The 13,520-nt window shown below is 69.8% G+C and carries 11 protein-coding genes and 2 pseudogenes; 6 read left to right on the top strand and 7 right to left on the bottom strand.

Translation table 11 applies throughout. The features are described from left to right. Window positions 1-101: 101 nt before the first annotated feature. Both P3L51_RS30715 and P3L51_RS30710 read right to left on the bottom strand, forming a co-directional pair. A complete protein-coding gene (locus P3L51_RS30715; protein ID WP_354608598.1) occupies window positions 102-668 on the bottom strand; it encodes an ATP-binding protein in 567 nt (188 codons plus the stop codon). Between the two features lie 117 nt (window positions 669-785). Beyond that, the gene (locus P3L51_RS30710; protein ID WP_354608597.1) at window positions 786-1,631 is read right to left on the bottom strand and encodes a glycerophosphodiester phosphodiesterase; all 846 of its coding nucleotides are present in this window, start codon (window positions 1,629-1,631) and stop codon (window positions 786-788) included. 269 nt (window positions 1,632-1,900) lie between these two features. Here P3L51_RS30710 and P3L51_RS30705 point away from each other — a divergent pair. Both P3L51_RS30705 and P3L51_RS30700 read left to right on the top strand, forming a co-directional pair. Next, window positions 1,901-3,415: pseudogene (locus P3L51_RS30705) on the top strand (S1C family serine protease). Window positions 3,416-3,643: 228 nt separating this feature from the next. Beyond that, complete coding sequence (locus P3L51_RS30700; RefSeq protein WP_354608596.1) at window positions 3,644-4,765, top strand: asparaginase; 1,122 nt, start codon at window positions 3,644-3,646, stop codon at window positions 4,763-4,765. A 37-nt stretch (window positions 4,766-4,802) separates the two neighbouring features. Here P3L51_RS30700 and P3L51_RS30695 read toward each other — a convergent pair whose 3' ends face one another. From P3L51_RS30695 to P3L51_RS30685, 3 genes are read right to left on the bottom strand one after another with little or no spacing between them, the layout of a single operon-like run. After that, entirely contained in the window at window positions 4,803-6,146 is a 1,344-nt protein-coding gene (locus tag P3L51_RS30695) for an RNA polymerase sigma factor (protein ID WP_354608595.1), read from the bottom strand. 6 nt (window positions 6,147-6,152) lie between these two features. Further along, window positions 6,153-6,536: a YciI family protein gene (locus P3L51_RS30690; RefSeq protein ID WP_354608594.1), complete on the bottom strand. Its 384-nt coding sequence runs from the start codon at window positions 6,534-6,536 to the stop codon at window positions 6,153-6,155. 23 nt (window positions 6,537-6,559) lie between these two features. Beyond that, window positions 6,560-7,186, bottom strand: a complete 627-nt coding sequence (locus P3L51_RS30685; RefSeq protein ID WP_354608593.1) for a dihydrofolate reductase family protein — start codon at window positions 7,184-7,186, stop codon at window positions 6,560-6,562. A gap of 249 nt (window positions 7,187-7,435) precedes the next feature. Here P3L51_RS30685 and P3L51_RS30680 point away from each other — a divergent pair, with 249 nt between their 5' ends. Next, window positions 7,436-7,888, top strand: coding sequence for a GNAT family N-acetyltransferase (locus tag P3L51_RS30680; RefSeq protein WP_354608592.1), 453 nt, complete (start codon window positions 7,436-7,438; stop codon window positions 7,886-7,888). 160 nt (window positions 7,889-8,048) lie between these two features. Here the strand turns inward: P3L51_RS30680 and P3L51_RS30675 are convergent, their stop codons facing one another. Together P3L51_RS30675 and P3L51_RS30670 are read right to left on the bottom strand one after the other, a co-directional pair. Beyond that, window positions 8,049-9,800, bottom strand: a complete 1,752-nt coding sequence (locus P3L51_RS30675; protein WP_354608591.1) for a hydrogenase maturation protein — start codon at window positions 9,798-9,800, stop codon at window positions 8,049-8,051. Between the two features lie 272 nt (window positions 9,801-10,072). Beyond that, entirely contained in the window at window positions 10,073-11,632 is a 1,560-nt protein-coding gene (locus tag P3L51_RS30670; RefSeq protein WP_354608590.1) for a family 43 glycosylhydrolase, read from the bottom strand. Between the two features lie 212 nt (window positions 11,633-11,844). On the opposite strand from P3L51_RS30670, the gene P3L51_RS30665 reads away from it, so the two are divergent. The 3 genes and pseudogenes from P3L51_RS30665 to P3L51_RS30655 all read left to right on the top strand — a co-directional run. Further along, window positions 11,845-12,669 (top strand): metalloregulator ArsR/SmtB family transcription factor, encoded by an 825-nt coding sequence (locus tag P3L51_RS30665; protein WP_354608589.1) that lies wholly within the window; start codon window positions 11,845-11,847, stop codon window positions 12,667-12,669. A 12-nt stretch (window positions 12,670-12,681) separates the two neighbouring features. Next, window positions 12,682-13,281, top strand: a complete 600-nt coding sequence (locus P3L51_RS30660; protein ID WP_354608588.1) for a dihydrofolate reductase family protein — start codon at window positions 12,682-12,684, stop codon at window positions 13,279-13,281. A gap of 22 nt (window positions 13,282-13,303) precedes the next feature. Then, window positions 13,304-13,465: pseudogene (locus tag P3L51_RS30655) on the top strand (TetR-like C-terminal domain-containing protein); the annotation flags it as partial. Window positions 13,466-13,520 lie beyond the last annotated feature (55 nt).

Here is a 13,520-nt window from a genome sequence, read left to right as displayed (position 1 = left end):
GTGTATAAGAAACAGGTGTGTACGAGGGTCGCGTACGGGCCCTTCGCCCACCCCCGCGTGCCCATGTGCCCTCCGTGCGTGCCCGTTCGCCGACCCGTCCGTCAGCCCAGGTCGTCGATCTGGTCGAAGGCGTCGGAGAAGTCCAGCTCAGGGACAGCGACGCGCGTAGAGAAATCCTCATGGCGGTGTCCTTCGGTGACGAGCACCCACACCGTTACCTCGCCGGACGAGCTGTCCCGGACGCCCCAGTCCTGGGCGAGCGAGGTGATGATGTTCAGTCCGCGGCCGCCACGCGCGGTGACCGAGGGTGTGGCCGGAACGGGCCTGGTCGGGCCGCCACCGTCCGTCACTTCGACGGTCAGCCGGCCGGCGCCGTCGACCTCCCAGGCGGCGCGTACGTCACCGTCGCCGATCTCCCCGTGCCCGAGCGGTCTGCCGTGCCGGCAGGCATTGCTGAGCAGTTCGGAGAGGATCAGTACGGCATCGTCGACGACCGCGTCCGACATCCCTCGGCCGCGCAACTGCTCGCGCATCCGATGCCTTGCCTGTCCCACGCCCGCAGGGCCATGGGGAACGGCCATGCTCGACGACGTGGGCACTTCCTGTGCCACCACAAACGCCACCCCCGAGACCTCCTTTGCCCCACGCCACGGTGTGAATGCCCCAATGGCCTGGACCGGAAACCGGCCAAGGGAAGGTCAGTGACGCACTCAACAGGGTCGAACACGTACCGAACGCGCCGGTGCACTCCATGTCACCCTCCGTACTCCCCAATCCCCGACAAGTCACGCAAGCCGTCCCAGTTGGGACAGCACCTGTTTGGGGCGGTTGGTGATGATTGCTTCCACTCCGAGGTTCGCGCAGAGTTCGACGTCTTCCGGTTCGTTCACCGTCCAGACGTGGACACGGTGCCCCGCTCTGTGCAGCCGTTCCACATAGCCCGGCTGGTTGCGCACGATCCGGATCCCGGGCCCGGCGATCCGGGCGCCCGCGGGCAGCCGTCCGTCGCGCAGGCGGGGTGAGACGAACTGCATCAGATAGACGGTCGGCAGTTGCGGCGCGGCGTCGGCGATGCGGTGCAGCGACCGGGCCGAGAAGCTCATAATGCGTACGCGGGACGGATCGGGTGACCCGCCCGGCGATCGGCCGGACGGTCCGCCAGGTGCCGACCCGTCGAGTCCGAAGCGCGCCAGCATGTGGAGCAGCCGCTCCTCCACCTGTCCGGCCCAGCGGGTGGGATGTTTGGTCTCGATGGCGAGCTCGATGCGCCGGTCGGTGTCGGCGACGAGTTCCAGCAGGCGCTCCAGCGTCAGTACGGAGGTGAGGGAGCGGTCCTTCCAGTCGGGACTCTCCTCGCTGTCCATGTTCTCCATCCACGAGCCGAAGTCGAGGGTGGCCAGATCGGCGAGCTCCAGGGCGGAGACGGCGCCGCGTCCGTTGGAGGTGCGGTTCACCCGGCGGTCGTGTACGCACACGAGGTGCCCGTCGGCGGTCAGCCGTACATCGCATTCCAGTGCGTCGGCGCCGTCCTCGATGGCCTTCTTGTACGCGGCCAGAGTGTGTTCAGGGGCGTCCTCGGAGGCTCCTCGGTGGGCGACGACCTGGATGCTGTGCTGCCGTGCTTGAGTCACCCCGCCATGGTGTCACCGGGACGGGGTAAGCGTGGGGCGGTGCCCCTCCCGGCCTCTACTGCGGATGCGTCCCGTTTGCCCCGTAATAAAGGATGGTGGGGAGACACACAGGTCCTGCTTACCGTGGCCTGACGTGCTGTGGGAAAAGCTGAGGGCAGCGACGTACGAGAGATGTGTACATGCCGAAGGGCTTGTGCCGACACCCGAACGCGGCGGAAAACAGCGGAACTCTTGCCGAAGACTGATGTGGAACCGAGGAGTAAAAGACTGTGAGCACCGAGAACGAGGGCACAGCGGTCCCGTCCGCCCCGTCCGTACCTCCCGTGCCGGTTGCCGCTCCCGAGGGCACACCCGCGTCCGCTCCGGGAGGGTTCACCCACGATCAGCGGCGCCCGGCGCCGCAGCACCAGGCGCCGCAGCACCAGGCCCCGCCGCCCTATCCCGAGCAGCCCGGCCGGGCCAGTGAGCCCGGTCAGGGCGCCGAGCCCACGACGCAGCTGCCCGGAGCCGTACCGGCCTACTTCCCCGGCTCGACGGGATCCACCGGCTCGGCCCCCGACGCGGGATGGCCGCCGCCACCGCCTCCGTAATGAGGCTGGGACGGCGGGGGCGGATGGGGCGAGCCGCCCGCGTCGGGGCCGCAGCCGTCCCGTAAGCGCCCCGGTGGGCTGATCGCGGCGGTGCTCGCGGCGGCGCTGGTCGCCGGTGTGGTCGGCGGCGGGATCGGTTTCTGGGCGGCGGACCGTAACAACGACGACAGCGTCAGCGGTGGTTCGACCACGGTCTCCGCGGCCGACGCCCCGGCGCTGAAGCGTGAGGCGGGCAGTACGGCGGCGGTGGCCGGCAAGGCGCTCCCGAGCGTCGTCACCATCACGGCGCAGGCCCAGGGCGGCGACGGCGGTACGGGCACGGGCTTCATCTACGACAAGCAGGGCCACATCCTCACGAACAACCACGTGGTGGCGTCGGCCGCCGACGGCGGAGACCTGACGGCGACCTTCTCCAACGGCAAGGAGTACGCGGCCGAGGTCGTCGGCCGCGCCGAGGGCTACGACGTCGCCGTGGTGAAGCTGAAGGACCCGCCGTCCGGCCTGAAGCCGCTGGCCCTGGGGAATTCGGACCAGGTGGCCGTCGGTGACTCGACGATCGCGATCGGCGCGCCGTTCGGGCTCTCCAACACCGTCACGACGGGCATCATCAGCGCCAAGAACCGCCCGGTGGCCTCCGGCGACGGTTCCAGCGACAAGAACTCGTACATGAGCGCCCTCCAGACCGATGCCTCCATCAACCCCGGCAACTCCGGCGGCCCGCTGCTGGACGCCCGGGGCGCGGTCATCGGCATGAACTCGGCCATCCAGCCCTCGGGCGGTGGCGGCGGTGGTGGTGGCGGGGCCCAGTCGGGCTCGATCGGCCTCGGCTTCGCCATCCCGATCAACCAGGCCAAGACGGTCGCCGGGGAGCTCATCAAGACCGGGCAGCCCGTCTATCCGGTCATCGGCGCGACGGTCTCCATGTCGGAGGGCGGCGACGGCGCGACGATCTCGGGCGACGGCTCGGGCGGCACCCCGGCGGTGACGCCGGACGGGCCGGCCGCTAAGGCGGGGCTGAAGTCGGGTGACGTCATCACGAAGTTCAACGACGTGCCGATCGACAGCGGCCCCACGCTGATCAGCGAGATCTGGACGCACAAGCCGGGCGACAAGATCAAGATCACATACACGCGGGGCGGCAAGGAGTCGCAGGTCGACGTGACGCTGGGCGAGCGCAAGGGCGATACGCGGTAGGCGGTGCGGTGCGGTGCGGTGCGGTGCGCGCACGGTAAAGGCCTGACGAGCACCTGAAGACACGGCCCGGGGACGGGGCGTCCACTCGGACGCCCCGTCTCTCTGTGGCTCCGCCTCGCCGCGAAACGCTGATTTAACGGCGACGGCCGTGTCGCGAAATATGCCTCAGTCACCTTTCTCCCAGATCGGGCGTATCAGTCCGTTCAGCCCGTCTGGGAGAGGTACGGCATGCGAGGAATCCTGCGTCGAACCGCCTTGCTGACGGCGGTCGTCGCTCTGACCGCCGGCACGGCCACCGCCGCCGAAAGGGACAAGTCCCCGGTCAAGCGCCCGAAGGTGGCCGTCATCGGCACCGGCGGAACGATCGCCGGTGTGAGTCAGGGCCGGGTGGACTTCCAGGACTACCAGTCCGGCAAGATCCCCATCTCCGAGCTGGTCGGCGATCTGGAGCCGGAGGTGAACGAGATCGCCGACGTGTCCACCGTGCAGTTCGGCAACAAGGGTTCCGGCAGCTATTCCATAGCCGACTTCCGTCAGTTGACCCTGGCGGTCGACAAGGCCCTCCGTACGAATGACGCGGCCGTCGTCACCACCGGCACGGACACGATGGAGGAGTTCGCCTACTGGCTCGACCTGACGGTCCGCAGCGACAAGCCGGTGATCCTGACCGGGGCGATGCGCCCGTGGACCGTCCTCGGTACGGACGGCCCCGCGAACCTGTACAACGCGATCCAGCTCGCCGCCAGCCGTAAGACCACGTGCTTCGGCAGCGTCATCATGCTCAACGACGAGATCCAGGCGGCGCGCGAGGTGCGCAAGACGGACGCGCTGCGCATGGACACCTTCAACAGCGGCGCGAGCGGGTCGCTCGGTGTCGTGGACCAGGAGCGCGTCCGGATCAACCGGGCGCCCGCGCGGGTGGAGAAGTGCGGCAGGTCGAGCTGGCGTACCCCGTTCGACGTCGGCAGGATCGCGGAGAAGGACCTGCCGAAGGTCGAGATCGTGTTCAGCTACCAGGGCGCGGGCGGCGAGGCCGTGAAGGCGTTCGCCGACGCGGGCGCGGACGGCGTCGTCACGGCGGGTACGGGAGCGGGCGGTATCTCGTCGGCGATGTCGGCGGCCCGCACCGACGCCACCAAGCAGGGCGTGGTGTTCGCGTCCACGACGCGTACGGGCAACGGCGCCGTCTACGACAAGGAGAGCGGCGGCGCGGTGGTCGGGGCGGCCGACCTCAGCCCGCAGAAGGCGCGCATCCTGCTGCTGCTCTCGCTGGCGAAGACGGACGATGTGGCGAAGATCCGCTCCTGGTTCACGACGCTGGGGACGGCGGAGTTCACGAAGCGCGGATAGCGCACGGACAGCGGAACGGACACCCTCACGGGCCGCCTCACGGACAGCCGGCGCGGCATTCCGTGAGGCGGTCGGTGAGGAAGGCGCGCTCGGCGTCGTTGTCGGCCAGCGCGACCGCCCGCTCGTACGCGACGGCGGCGTCCTCGGCCCGCCCCAGGCGGCGCAGCAGATCGGCCTTGACGGCGGGCAGATAGCGGTAGCCGGCGAGGCGTTCGTCCTGTTCGAGCGCCTCGACCTCGGCCAGCGCGGTCGCCGGTCCGTCGACCATGGCGACGGCCACCGCGCGGTTGAGCGCGACCACCGGCGACGCCCAGGTCGTCAGCAACGCGTCGTACACGACCAGGATCTGGTCCCAGTCCGTCTCGGCGTACGTCGGCGCGGACGCGTGCAGCGCGGCGATGGCGGCCTGGAGCGCGTACCGGCCGGGGGCGCCGCCCCGGAGCGCGCCGAGGACCAACTCGTGCGCCTCGGCGATGGCGTCCTGGTCCCAGACCCTACGGTCCTGCTCCGCCAGCAGCGACGGGCGCCCGTCCTCTGTCGTACGGGTGGCCCGGCGGGCGTGGTTGGCGAGGAGCAGCGCCAGGAGCCCCCGTACCTCGCGCTCGTCCGGCAGGAGGGCGTGCAGCAGCCGGGCCAGATCGAGCGCGCGCCCGGCGAGGTCGTCCTTGGTCAGCGCGGGGCCGGCAGGTGCGGTGTGACCGGTGGTGAAGAGCAGATGGATGGTGGTGAGGGCGGAGTCGAGACGGCTGGGCAGCTCGGCGGGGCCGGGCATGCGGAAGGGGATCCGGGCGGCCACGATCTTCTTCTTGGCGCGGGTGATGCGGGCCGCCATGGTCGGTTCGGAGACGAGGAACGCCTTCGCGATGTCGGGGGTCGGGACGCCGCAGACGAGACGCAGGGTGAGGGCGATCTGGGCGGCGGGGGCGAGGGCGGGGTGGCAGCAGAGGAAGACGAGCCGGAGCCGGTCGTCGGGAGCCGGTGCCGGTGCCGGTGCCGGTGCAGGCTCCGACCTTGGCCCCGGCTCCGGCTCCGGCTCGATCAGGAGGTGCAGCTTCGACCGCAGGGTCCTGGCGCGGCGTAGAGCGTCGAGGGCGTCGTGCCGGGCGGCGGTCGTCAGCCAGGCACCGGGCCTGTCCGGTACGCCGTCGCGAGCCCAGTCCACGAGGGCGGCGGCGTACGCGTCCTGGACGCACTCCTCCGCCAGGTCCAGCTCGCGGGTGACGCGTACCGTCGCGGCGAGCACCGAGGCCCACTCGCGACGGTGCGCGTCCTCGACCGCGTCGCGGACCTCTTGGACCTCCCGCACGCCCGGTACGCCCCGGACCTTCCGTACGCCCCGGACGTCCCGTACGCCCCGGTCGGACGCGTCATCCGACGGCATCCGATGTCACTCGACGGGGAGCAGGGGCCGTACCTCGACCGCGCCATCCATGATCGGGAGCAACCTGCCGACGGCGACCGCCGTTTCGAGATCCTCGGTCTCGACCACGAAGAACCCGGCGATCACTTCCTTGCTCTCGATGAACGGCCCGTCGGTGACCAGCCCGTCCTTGTGGATCGTGCGCGTGGCCGCGCTGGGTTCGAGCCCCTGCTCGTGGACGACGCGCACGCCCATCGCGGCGATCCGCTCGCCGGCGCGCATGTTGGCCTCCATGACGTCGGGCGGGATGTCGGCGACGCCGCCCGGGGTTTCCTTCTCGTAGATCAGAATCGCGTACTGCGGCATGCCGCTCGTCCCTCCGGTCCGCTCCATCTGCCAGTTGCTGGTCATGAATTACCGGTCGCCGTCGCCGGTTACCAGTTGCCGGTTTCCGGGCCCATGGCCCCGTACTCGACCTTGCCGGCCCGCGCGTACGTACTGATGACGACACCGCTCTCCGACCTCGCGGTGTCGACGAGGTTCAGCCCGGCCGGGATCGTGCCCTTCCCGAAGAGGCGCTTGCCGGAGCCGACGAGCACCGGGAAGACCAGCACGTGGAACTCGTCCACGAGGTCGTGCGCGATCAGCGTCTGGACCAGATCACCGCTGCCGTGCACCTGAATCTCGCCGCCGTCGCCCCGCTTGAGCCCGGCGACGGCCTCGGCGACGTCACCTGTCAGCAGGGTCGAGTTCTGCCACGACACGGTGTCCAGTGTCCGCGACGCGACGTACTTCCGCACGCTGTTCATCTTCGACCCGATCGGGTCGTCGGCCTCGGCGAGCGGCCAGGTGGCGGCGAAGATGTCGTACGTCCTGCGCCCGACGAGCAGCGCGTCGGCGCGGTGGACCAGGTCGGTCATCCGCTCGATGAGATCCGCCCCGAAGTGCGGTACGGACCATCCTCCGTGCTCGAATCCGCCGTCCCGATCCTCGTCACTCCCACCGGGCCCCTGCATGACCCCGTCGAGGGTGACGAATGTGGTGACCATCAGCTTTCGCATGCGCGTTTCCTTCGTTCGTACGCTCGCTGGTGCCGCACCTGCCGGCGGCCTCACTGACAACGGCGAACGGGACGGCCCGCGATCGACAGGCGGGAGGAACCAATATTCCGGCGCGGGCGCGAACTGTACGACGGCGTCGGAACGACACAGGCAGCCCGGCCACGTGAATCGCCCGGTCAGCGGCACGCCGCACCGCTCGCCCGCCCCGATGTCACCCGCCCGAAACGCGCGTTGAGCAGAATTCGCCGCATGAAGATCGAACAGGTCGAGTGGGACAACCCGGACGCCGTCGCCCTGCGTGCGCGACAGCGGGTCGAGATCGCCGAGCGGTACGGGACGCCGGACAGCGAACCGGGCGTTCCTCCGTCCCAGGCGGACATCGCTGTCTTCTTCGTGGCGTACGACGACGACGGGTCCGCCGTGGGCTGCGGAGGGCTGCGCGCTCTCGGCGCGGGCGGCGTCGGCGAGATCAAGCGTATGTACGTCGCCCCGGCGTCCCGCGGCACGGGCGTCGCGGCGCGCGTCCTGCTCGCGCTGGAGGACTGGGCGCGTGACCAGGGATGGTCAAGTCTCCGCCTGGAGACGGGGGATGCCCAGCCCGACGCGGTCCGCTTCTACACCCGCTCCGGCTACGCACCGATCCCTGGCTTCGGGCACTACGCGGACTCGGACGATTCGCTCTGCTTCGAACGGCCTCTGTAGGAGGACGGTTCGGCCCGGGCGAGATCGTCACATGAACGACGGCCCGTGAGGCCGACCCTCTCCAGGAGAACACCATGCGGGCGACGAACGACAGCGGGGCCGACGGGCGACCGCGAGACCCGCGCCGCGTACGAGGACGTAAAGGGCTCGCCGTACATCCTCACCCGCGGTGGCCGACCACCCGCGACGTCCCGGCCCTGAGATGCTCCGGCGTCGACGCGGGCTTCGTCTTCCGTACGAAGGCGGCCCGCAGGGCGTGGTACGGCGCGCCGGGATCGAAGAACGTGCCGTGCATCTCGGCCAGTTCTCTGTCCCGGTACGCGCTCAGCGGCGCGACGGCCTCGTCCCGTTCGCGCGCCGCCTTCTTCTCACCGATGCGCTGCCGCGTCCCCGGTGCCGACGCGAGAAGCGACGCGCGGCGCGCCACCACCGCGCCGAAGTCCTGAGGTGTGCTCTCGACGACGATGTCCACCAGCCCGATCTCGTGCGCGCGGGAGGCTGTCACCGGGAGGGCGCGGCGCGTCAGGCGCTCCGCCTCCTCGCTTCCCACTCTGCGAGGCAGCGTGTACGTCCAGTACTCCGACCCGTACAGCCCCATCAGCCGGTAGTGCGGGTTGAGTACGGCTCCGCTCCGGCACCAGACCTCGTCCGCGGCCAGGGCCAGCATGGCGCCGCCCGCCGCGGCGTTGCCGCCCAGCGCGCTCACGAGCATCCGGTCCGTCGTGGTCAGCAGCGCCTCCACGAGGTCGTCCATGGCGTTGATGTTCTCCCAGGACTCCCGCGCGGGGTCGGCGGCCGCCTCGATGACGTTCAGGTGGATGCCGTTGGAGAAGAAGTCGCGGCTGCCGCCGAGTACCAGCACCGTGGTCGGCCGTGAACAGGCGAACCGGTACGCCGCGAGCAGCCGCCGGCACTGCTCCGTACTCATCGCCCCGCCGGCGAAGGCGAACGACAGGAAGCCGACCGGGCCCGCCTCGCGGTAGCGGATGTCACTCCACGTACGCCGGCCGGCGGGCAACTCCCAGGACAGTCCCCAGGGCAGATCCCAGGGCGCGGCGATCTCGGGCAGTGCCGGCATCCGGTCCCCGAGGGCCAGAACCGCCGGCAGCTTGTACGTGGCCGGCCCGCCCGTCTTACGGCGGGGGCGCAGCTCGGGAATCCACACCGCCCCGTCGACGGTCGCCCGGCAGACGGCACCGGACCTGGTGGCCACCAGCTCTCCGGGCCGGCCACGCAGGGTGTCCTCGGGGTGGCCGCCGTGCAGGTACCACTCCTCTCCTAGAAGGTCGTCCAGTACACCGGGCTGCGAATCCGCCCCGCGCAGCTTGCGCACCACGGTGTCGGTCGGGTCCGAGGCCCAGTCGACGCGCCGCAGGCTCTGGTCGAAGTACGGCCGGCCGCGCGCCTCTGCCTTCGCCCCTGAGTTCGAACCGGTGGTCGGCCGCGGAACGTACGTCCCGGAGGCGAAGCGCTCCACCGCGAGCAGCACCGCTGCGAGCGCAGCGTCGGAGACCTCGTTGCGGTAGAGGTCGCTCTTCCCGATCGCCGGCACCGGACACGGAACCGAGGCCCAGACATCCCCGCCGTCCATCTCCCGCGCGGCTTGCAGGACGGTCACCCCCCATTCGGTGGCGCCGGTGTGCACAGCCCAGTCCAACGAGGACGGCCCGCGGTCGCCGACCGGTCCCGGATGGACGATCAGACAGACGCGGGTCGACCAGATGTCGGCCGGGATCGCGGTCTTGAGCATGGGTGCGATGATCAGATCGGGGTCGGTACGGCGTACGGCTTCGCGCATTGGTTCGTCACCCAGGGCCAATTCCACGCGGACGGAGTGTCCGCGGTCCCCGAGCTCGGCGAAGACGCGCTGGGTCAGACTGTTGAAGGCACTCGCGACCAGCAGGATTTCCACGGCAATCTCCCTTACGCCGCCCCCGGCCCGGCCGAACGCCGACCACCGCCGATCATGACCCACCCTCACCGACGAGGCCGGTAAGCCCCGCCCGGCGGGCCCCGTCGGGGGTGTCGAAGTCGTTGTCGGGGAGGAGCCCCGCCCGGCGGCGCGGCAAGCTCGGAGCCGGCCGTAACGGTCAACGGTCAACAGTCAACGGCCGGTGGACGAGGGCGTGCGTGAGGGCGTGCACGAGGACCACGCGGTTCAGTTCGGGAGCCGCCGGCCGCGACTCATCCGGCCTTGTCGACAGACACGTTGTCGAAGTCCGCGGCGGTGTTGAAGACCCGTACCCCGGTCGCTCCGCTGCGGTACGTGCCGTCGGTCACCGAGATCTTGGGCGTGGCCATGTCGTCGACGTACACCTTGATCGCGGAGCCCACCGCCGAGATCCGGAGGCGATGGGTCGACCCGGCGGGGAGCGACATAGCGGTGGACTTCAGCGGTGTCCAGGAGTCGTTCACCCGGCCGAGCACCACCTTGCCGGTCGGGCTGATGCCCGCGTAGTAGCCGGTGTAATTGTCGACTCCGACCGACGGCCGCGTGGCGCGGAAGACCAGACCCGCGTCACCGGAGCCCGAGGTGACCCTGACGTCGGCGTCGTAGGTGAAGTCGGCGAAGCCGGTGTCGAGCAGTGCCTTGCCGCCCGGGGAACTGCTCGCGCGGTAGCGTCCGTCGCCGGCCGACCACGATCCGCCGTAGGTCTTCCAGCCCAGGGCGTTGCCGTCGGCGAAGTTGTCCTCGACCCGCATCACCACGGGGCGGATCGTGCCGTCGGCGTTGAAGTACATCCGGTCGTAGGCGAGTTGACGGTTGTTGCCGGCGCTCTCGCTGAGCGGCCTGCGATGGTAGATGATGTACCAGATGTCCGTACCAGGTACGTTGACGACGGAGTTGTGACCGGAGCCCTTGGCCACCGCCGGGTCCTGGGCGAGCACCTTCTCGATCTTGGCGAAGGGGCCGGTCGGCGAGTCGGAGATGGCGTACGAGACCGAGTAGTCCGGACCTGTCCACCCTCCCTCGGACCACATCAGGTAGTACTTGCCGTCGCGCTTGAACATCTGCGAGCCCTCGACGTAGTCCGCGGGCGTGATCTCCTTGTACGTACTGCCGTCGGCGAAGGTGCCGAGGCTGGTCATGTCGTCGTTGAGCTTGACGACGTTCGCGTGTCCCCAGCCTCCGTAGTACATGTAGGCCTGACCGTCGTCATCTATGAAGACGTCCTGGTCGATGGGCTGGGCGCCGTTGTGGAACTGCCCGATCAGCGGCCGGCCGATGGCGTCGGAGTACGGGCCTTCCGGCTTGTCCGCCACCGCGACGCCGATACCGCCGAGGCTGGAGTCGTTCTGGATGTCGTTGGCGGCGAAGAACAGGTAGTACTTGCCGTCGCGCTCGACCGGGGCGGGTGCCCACACGGCGTACTCGGCCCAGGAGATGGCGTCCGTCGTCAGCACGTTGCTGTGCTTGGTCCAGCTGACCATGTCGGTCGACGAGAAGGCATCGAGGAAGGTCTGGTCCTCGTACGCCCTCGATGTGGTCGGGTACACCCAGTAGGTGTCGTCGTACACGGCGATGTCCGGGTCCGCGTACCACCCGTCGACGAACGGATTACCGGCGCCGGTGGTGCCTTGGGTGGTGCCTTGGGTGGCGTCTTCGGTGGTGCTGTCGGTGGCGCCCGCGGTCGGGCGATCGGGCGCCGCGACGGCGGCGCCGGGCGAGAACGTGGCGAGCAGGCAGCCGGCGAGGAGTGCGGCCATGGTCTTCGCGTGGAGCCTGAGCATTCGAGCGTTCATCGTCGGCAGCTCCGCAGGTGGGGGTCAGCAGCACGAACACCGATCGCGGGAGAACATTCCCGCACAGCAAGCAACAGGAACGTACAGGTTCCATCAATGCTGCGCGTAGGGCTGAGGAGCCGTCAATACGTGGGTGCCACCCTCCTTCGCCGTGGAGCGGGATTTCAAATATTCCTTGACAGGAATATTCGCCATGAAGAATACTTGCCCACATGGACGAACTCCTCGCCGCACTGGCCGACCCGGCCCGTTGGCGGCTCGTAAGCCTCTTGGCCGAGCGCCCCCGCCCGGTCGGCGTCCTCGCGCAGCTTGCCGAGGCACGCCAGCCGCAGACGACCAAGCACCTGCAGACCTTGGAGCGCGCCGGTGTCGTCACCTCGCAGCGCACCGGCCGGCGCCGTATCTACGCGCTGCGGTCCGCTCCCCTGCGGGACCTGGAGGCCGCGCTCGGCCGGCTCGCCGACACCGCGGACCGGGCCGGTGGCCCGCTCGCGACCTACGACCGTTACGGGCTCAGCCTCGACACGGAGCGGCTGGCGGCGGAGGAGTCGGGGTGGGCCGACGGCCGCTCGTTCAGCTTCCACCGGTCGCTGACAGGGCGCCCCGAGCTGATCTGGCGCCATCTGACCGAGCCCTCCCTGCTCACCCGATGGTGGGCACCCGACGACCTCCGTGTCTCCGAGCTCATCTTCGAGGCGCGACCGGGCGGGCGGATCGTCCTGGAGTATCGCGACGCCCAGGACGCCGATGGCTCCGACCTGGTCGCCGGGCGCGGGGAGGGCGTCGTCGACGACGTACGTCCCGGTGAACGCCTGACGTACCGGCTCTCCCCGCAACTCCCCGACGGCAGCGCCGCCTTCACCGCCCACGTCGACTTCGGCCTCCGGCCCACCGCAGGCGGCACCGGCACGGACCTCGACGTCCTCTACCGGATCACCGACAGCACCGTCGACTCCGCGGACTTCATCGCGGGCATCGAGATCGGCTTCGGCCAGAGCCTCGGCAATCTCGCCGACGCCGTTCACATCGAAGGATAAGGAAGTACAGCCATGACCAACTCGACCGCACGCAAGGTGACCGCCAACATCGCCCTCACCCTCGACGGGCGTTACAACGGCCCCGGCGGGCCCGGCGATATGGGCGCGATCGTCGGCTACGCGATCACGGAGGTCGCGCGAGACCATCTCACCCGGGTCTGGGAGGGCGCGACGACGGCGCTGCTCGGCCGACGCAACGCCGAGGGATTCCTCGGGTTCTGGCCGACGGTCGCCGAGGACGAGAAGGCCGATCCGCGTGACCGCGGATACGCGAAGTGGCTGGTCGACACGGAGAAGGTGGTCCTGTCGACCACCTTGACCGAGGCCCCTTGGGAGCGCACGCGCGTGGTGAACGCCCCGGCCGCCGACGTCGTCGCCGAGCTCAAGGCCACGGGCGAGGGCGACATCCTCGTCAACAGCAGCGCGAGCGTCATCAAGGCGCTCCTCGCCGCGGACCTGATCGACCGGCTCCATCTCCTGATCTGCCCCGAGATCGCCGGGGGCGGTCAGCGACTGTTCGACGACGGCCTGCCGGGCTCGAAGTGGAAGCTCACGCACCAGGAGACCGGCGAGCTGGGCGAGATCGCCCTGACCTACGACCGAGCCCGCTGAGGCGGCCGAGAAGCTCGTCATTATCGAAGAGCCCGACCTGGACCACGCCCTGCGCATGCTCCACAGCCTCTTCCACGGCTTCGCCACCTTGCGGGCGGCCAACGGCTTCCAATGGAGCGCCGACATCGACGAGAGCTTCGAGTGGCTGATCGCCTTCACCGACCGAAGCCTGCGCGCCACTTGAGAACGCTGTCACCACCGCCCACTTCGACAACCGCCCCACCGCGACCACTGCGCCT

It is taken from the genome of Streptomyces panacea, from assembly GCF_040560175.1.
GTDB lineage: Bacteria > Actinomycetota > Actinomycetes > Streptomycetales > Streptomycetaceae > Streptomyces > Streptomyces panacea.
This window is presented reverse-complemented; position numbering and strand designations above follow the sequence as displayed.

Excerpts from the sequence above, each read along its gene's own strand:
- P3L51_RS30660 (WP_354608588.1), top strand. The coding sequence starts at position 12,682 with ATGACCAACTCGACCGCACGCAAGGTGACCGCCAACATCGCCCTCACC.
- P3L51_RS30690 (WP_354608594.1), bottom strand. The coding sequence starts at position 6,536 with ATGACCAGCAACTGGCAGATGGAGCGGACCGGAGGGACGAGCGGCATG.
- P3L51_RS30685 (WP_354608593.1), bottom strand. The coding sequence starts at position 7,186 with ATGCGAAAGCTGATGGTCACCACATTCGTCACCCTCGACGGGGTCATG.
- P3L51_RS30695 (WP_354608595.1), bottom strand. The coding sequence starts at position 6,146 with ATGCCGTCGGATGACGCGTCCGACCGGGGCGTACGGGACGTCCGGGGC.
- P3L51_RS30665 (WP_354608589.1), top strand. The coding sequence starts at position 11,845 with ATGGACGAACTCCTCGCCGCACTGGCCGACCCGGCCCGTTGGCGGCTC.
- P3L51_RS30680 (WP_354608592.1), top strand. The coding sequence starts at position 7,436 with ATGAAGATCGAACAGGTCGAGTGGGACAACCCGGACGCCGTCGCCCTG.
- P3L51_RS30670 (WP_354608590.1), bottom strand. The coding sequence starts at position 11,632 with ATGAACGCTCGAATGCTCAGGCTCCACGCGAAGACCATGGCCGCACTC.
- P3L51_RS30700 (WP_354608596.1), top strand. The coding sequence starts at position 3,644 with ATGCGAGGAATCCTGCGTCGAACCGCCTTGCTGACGGCGGTCGTCGCT.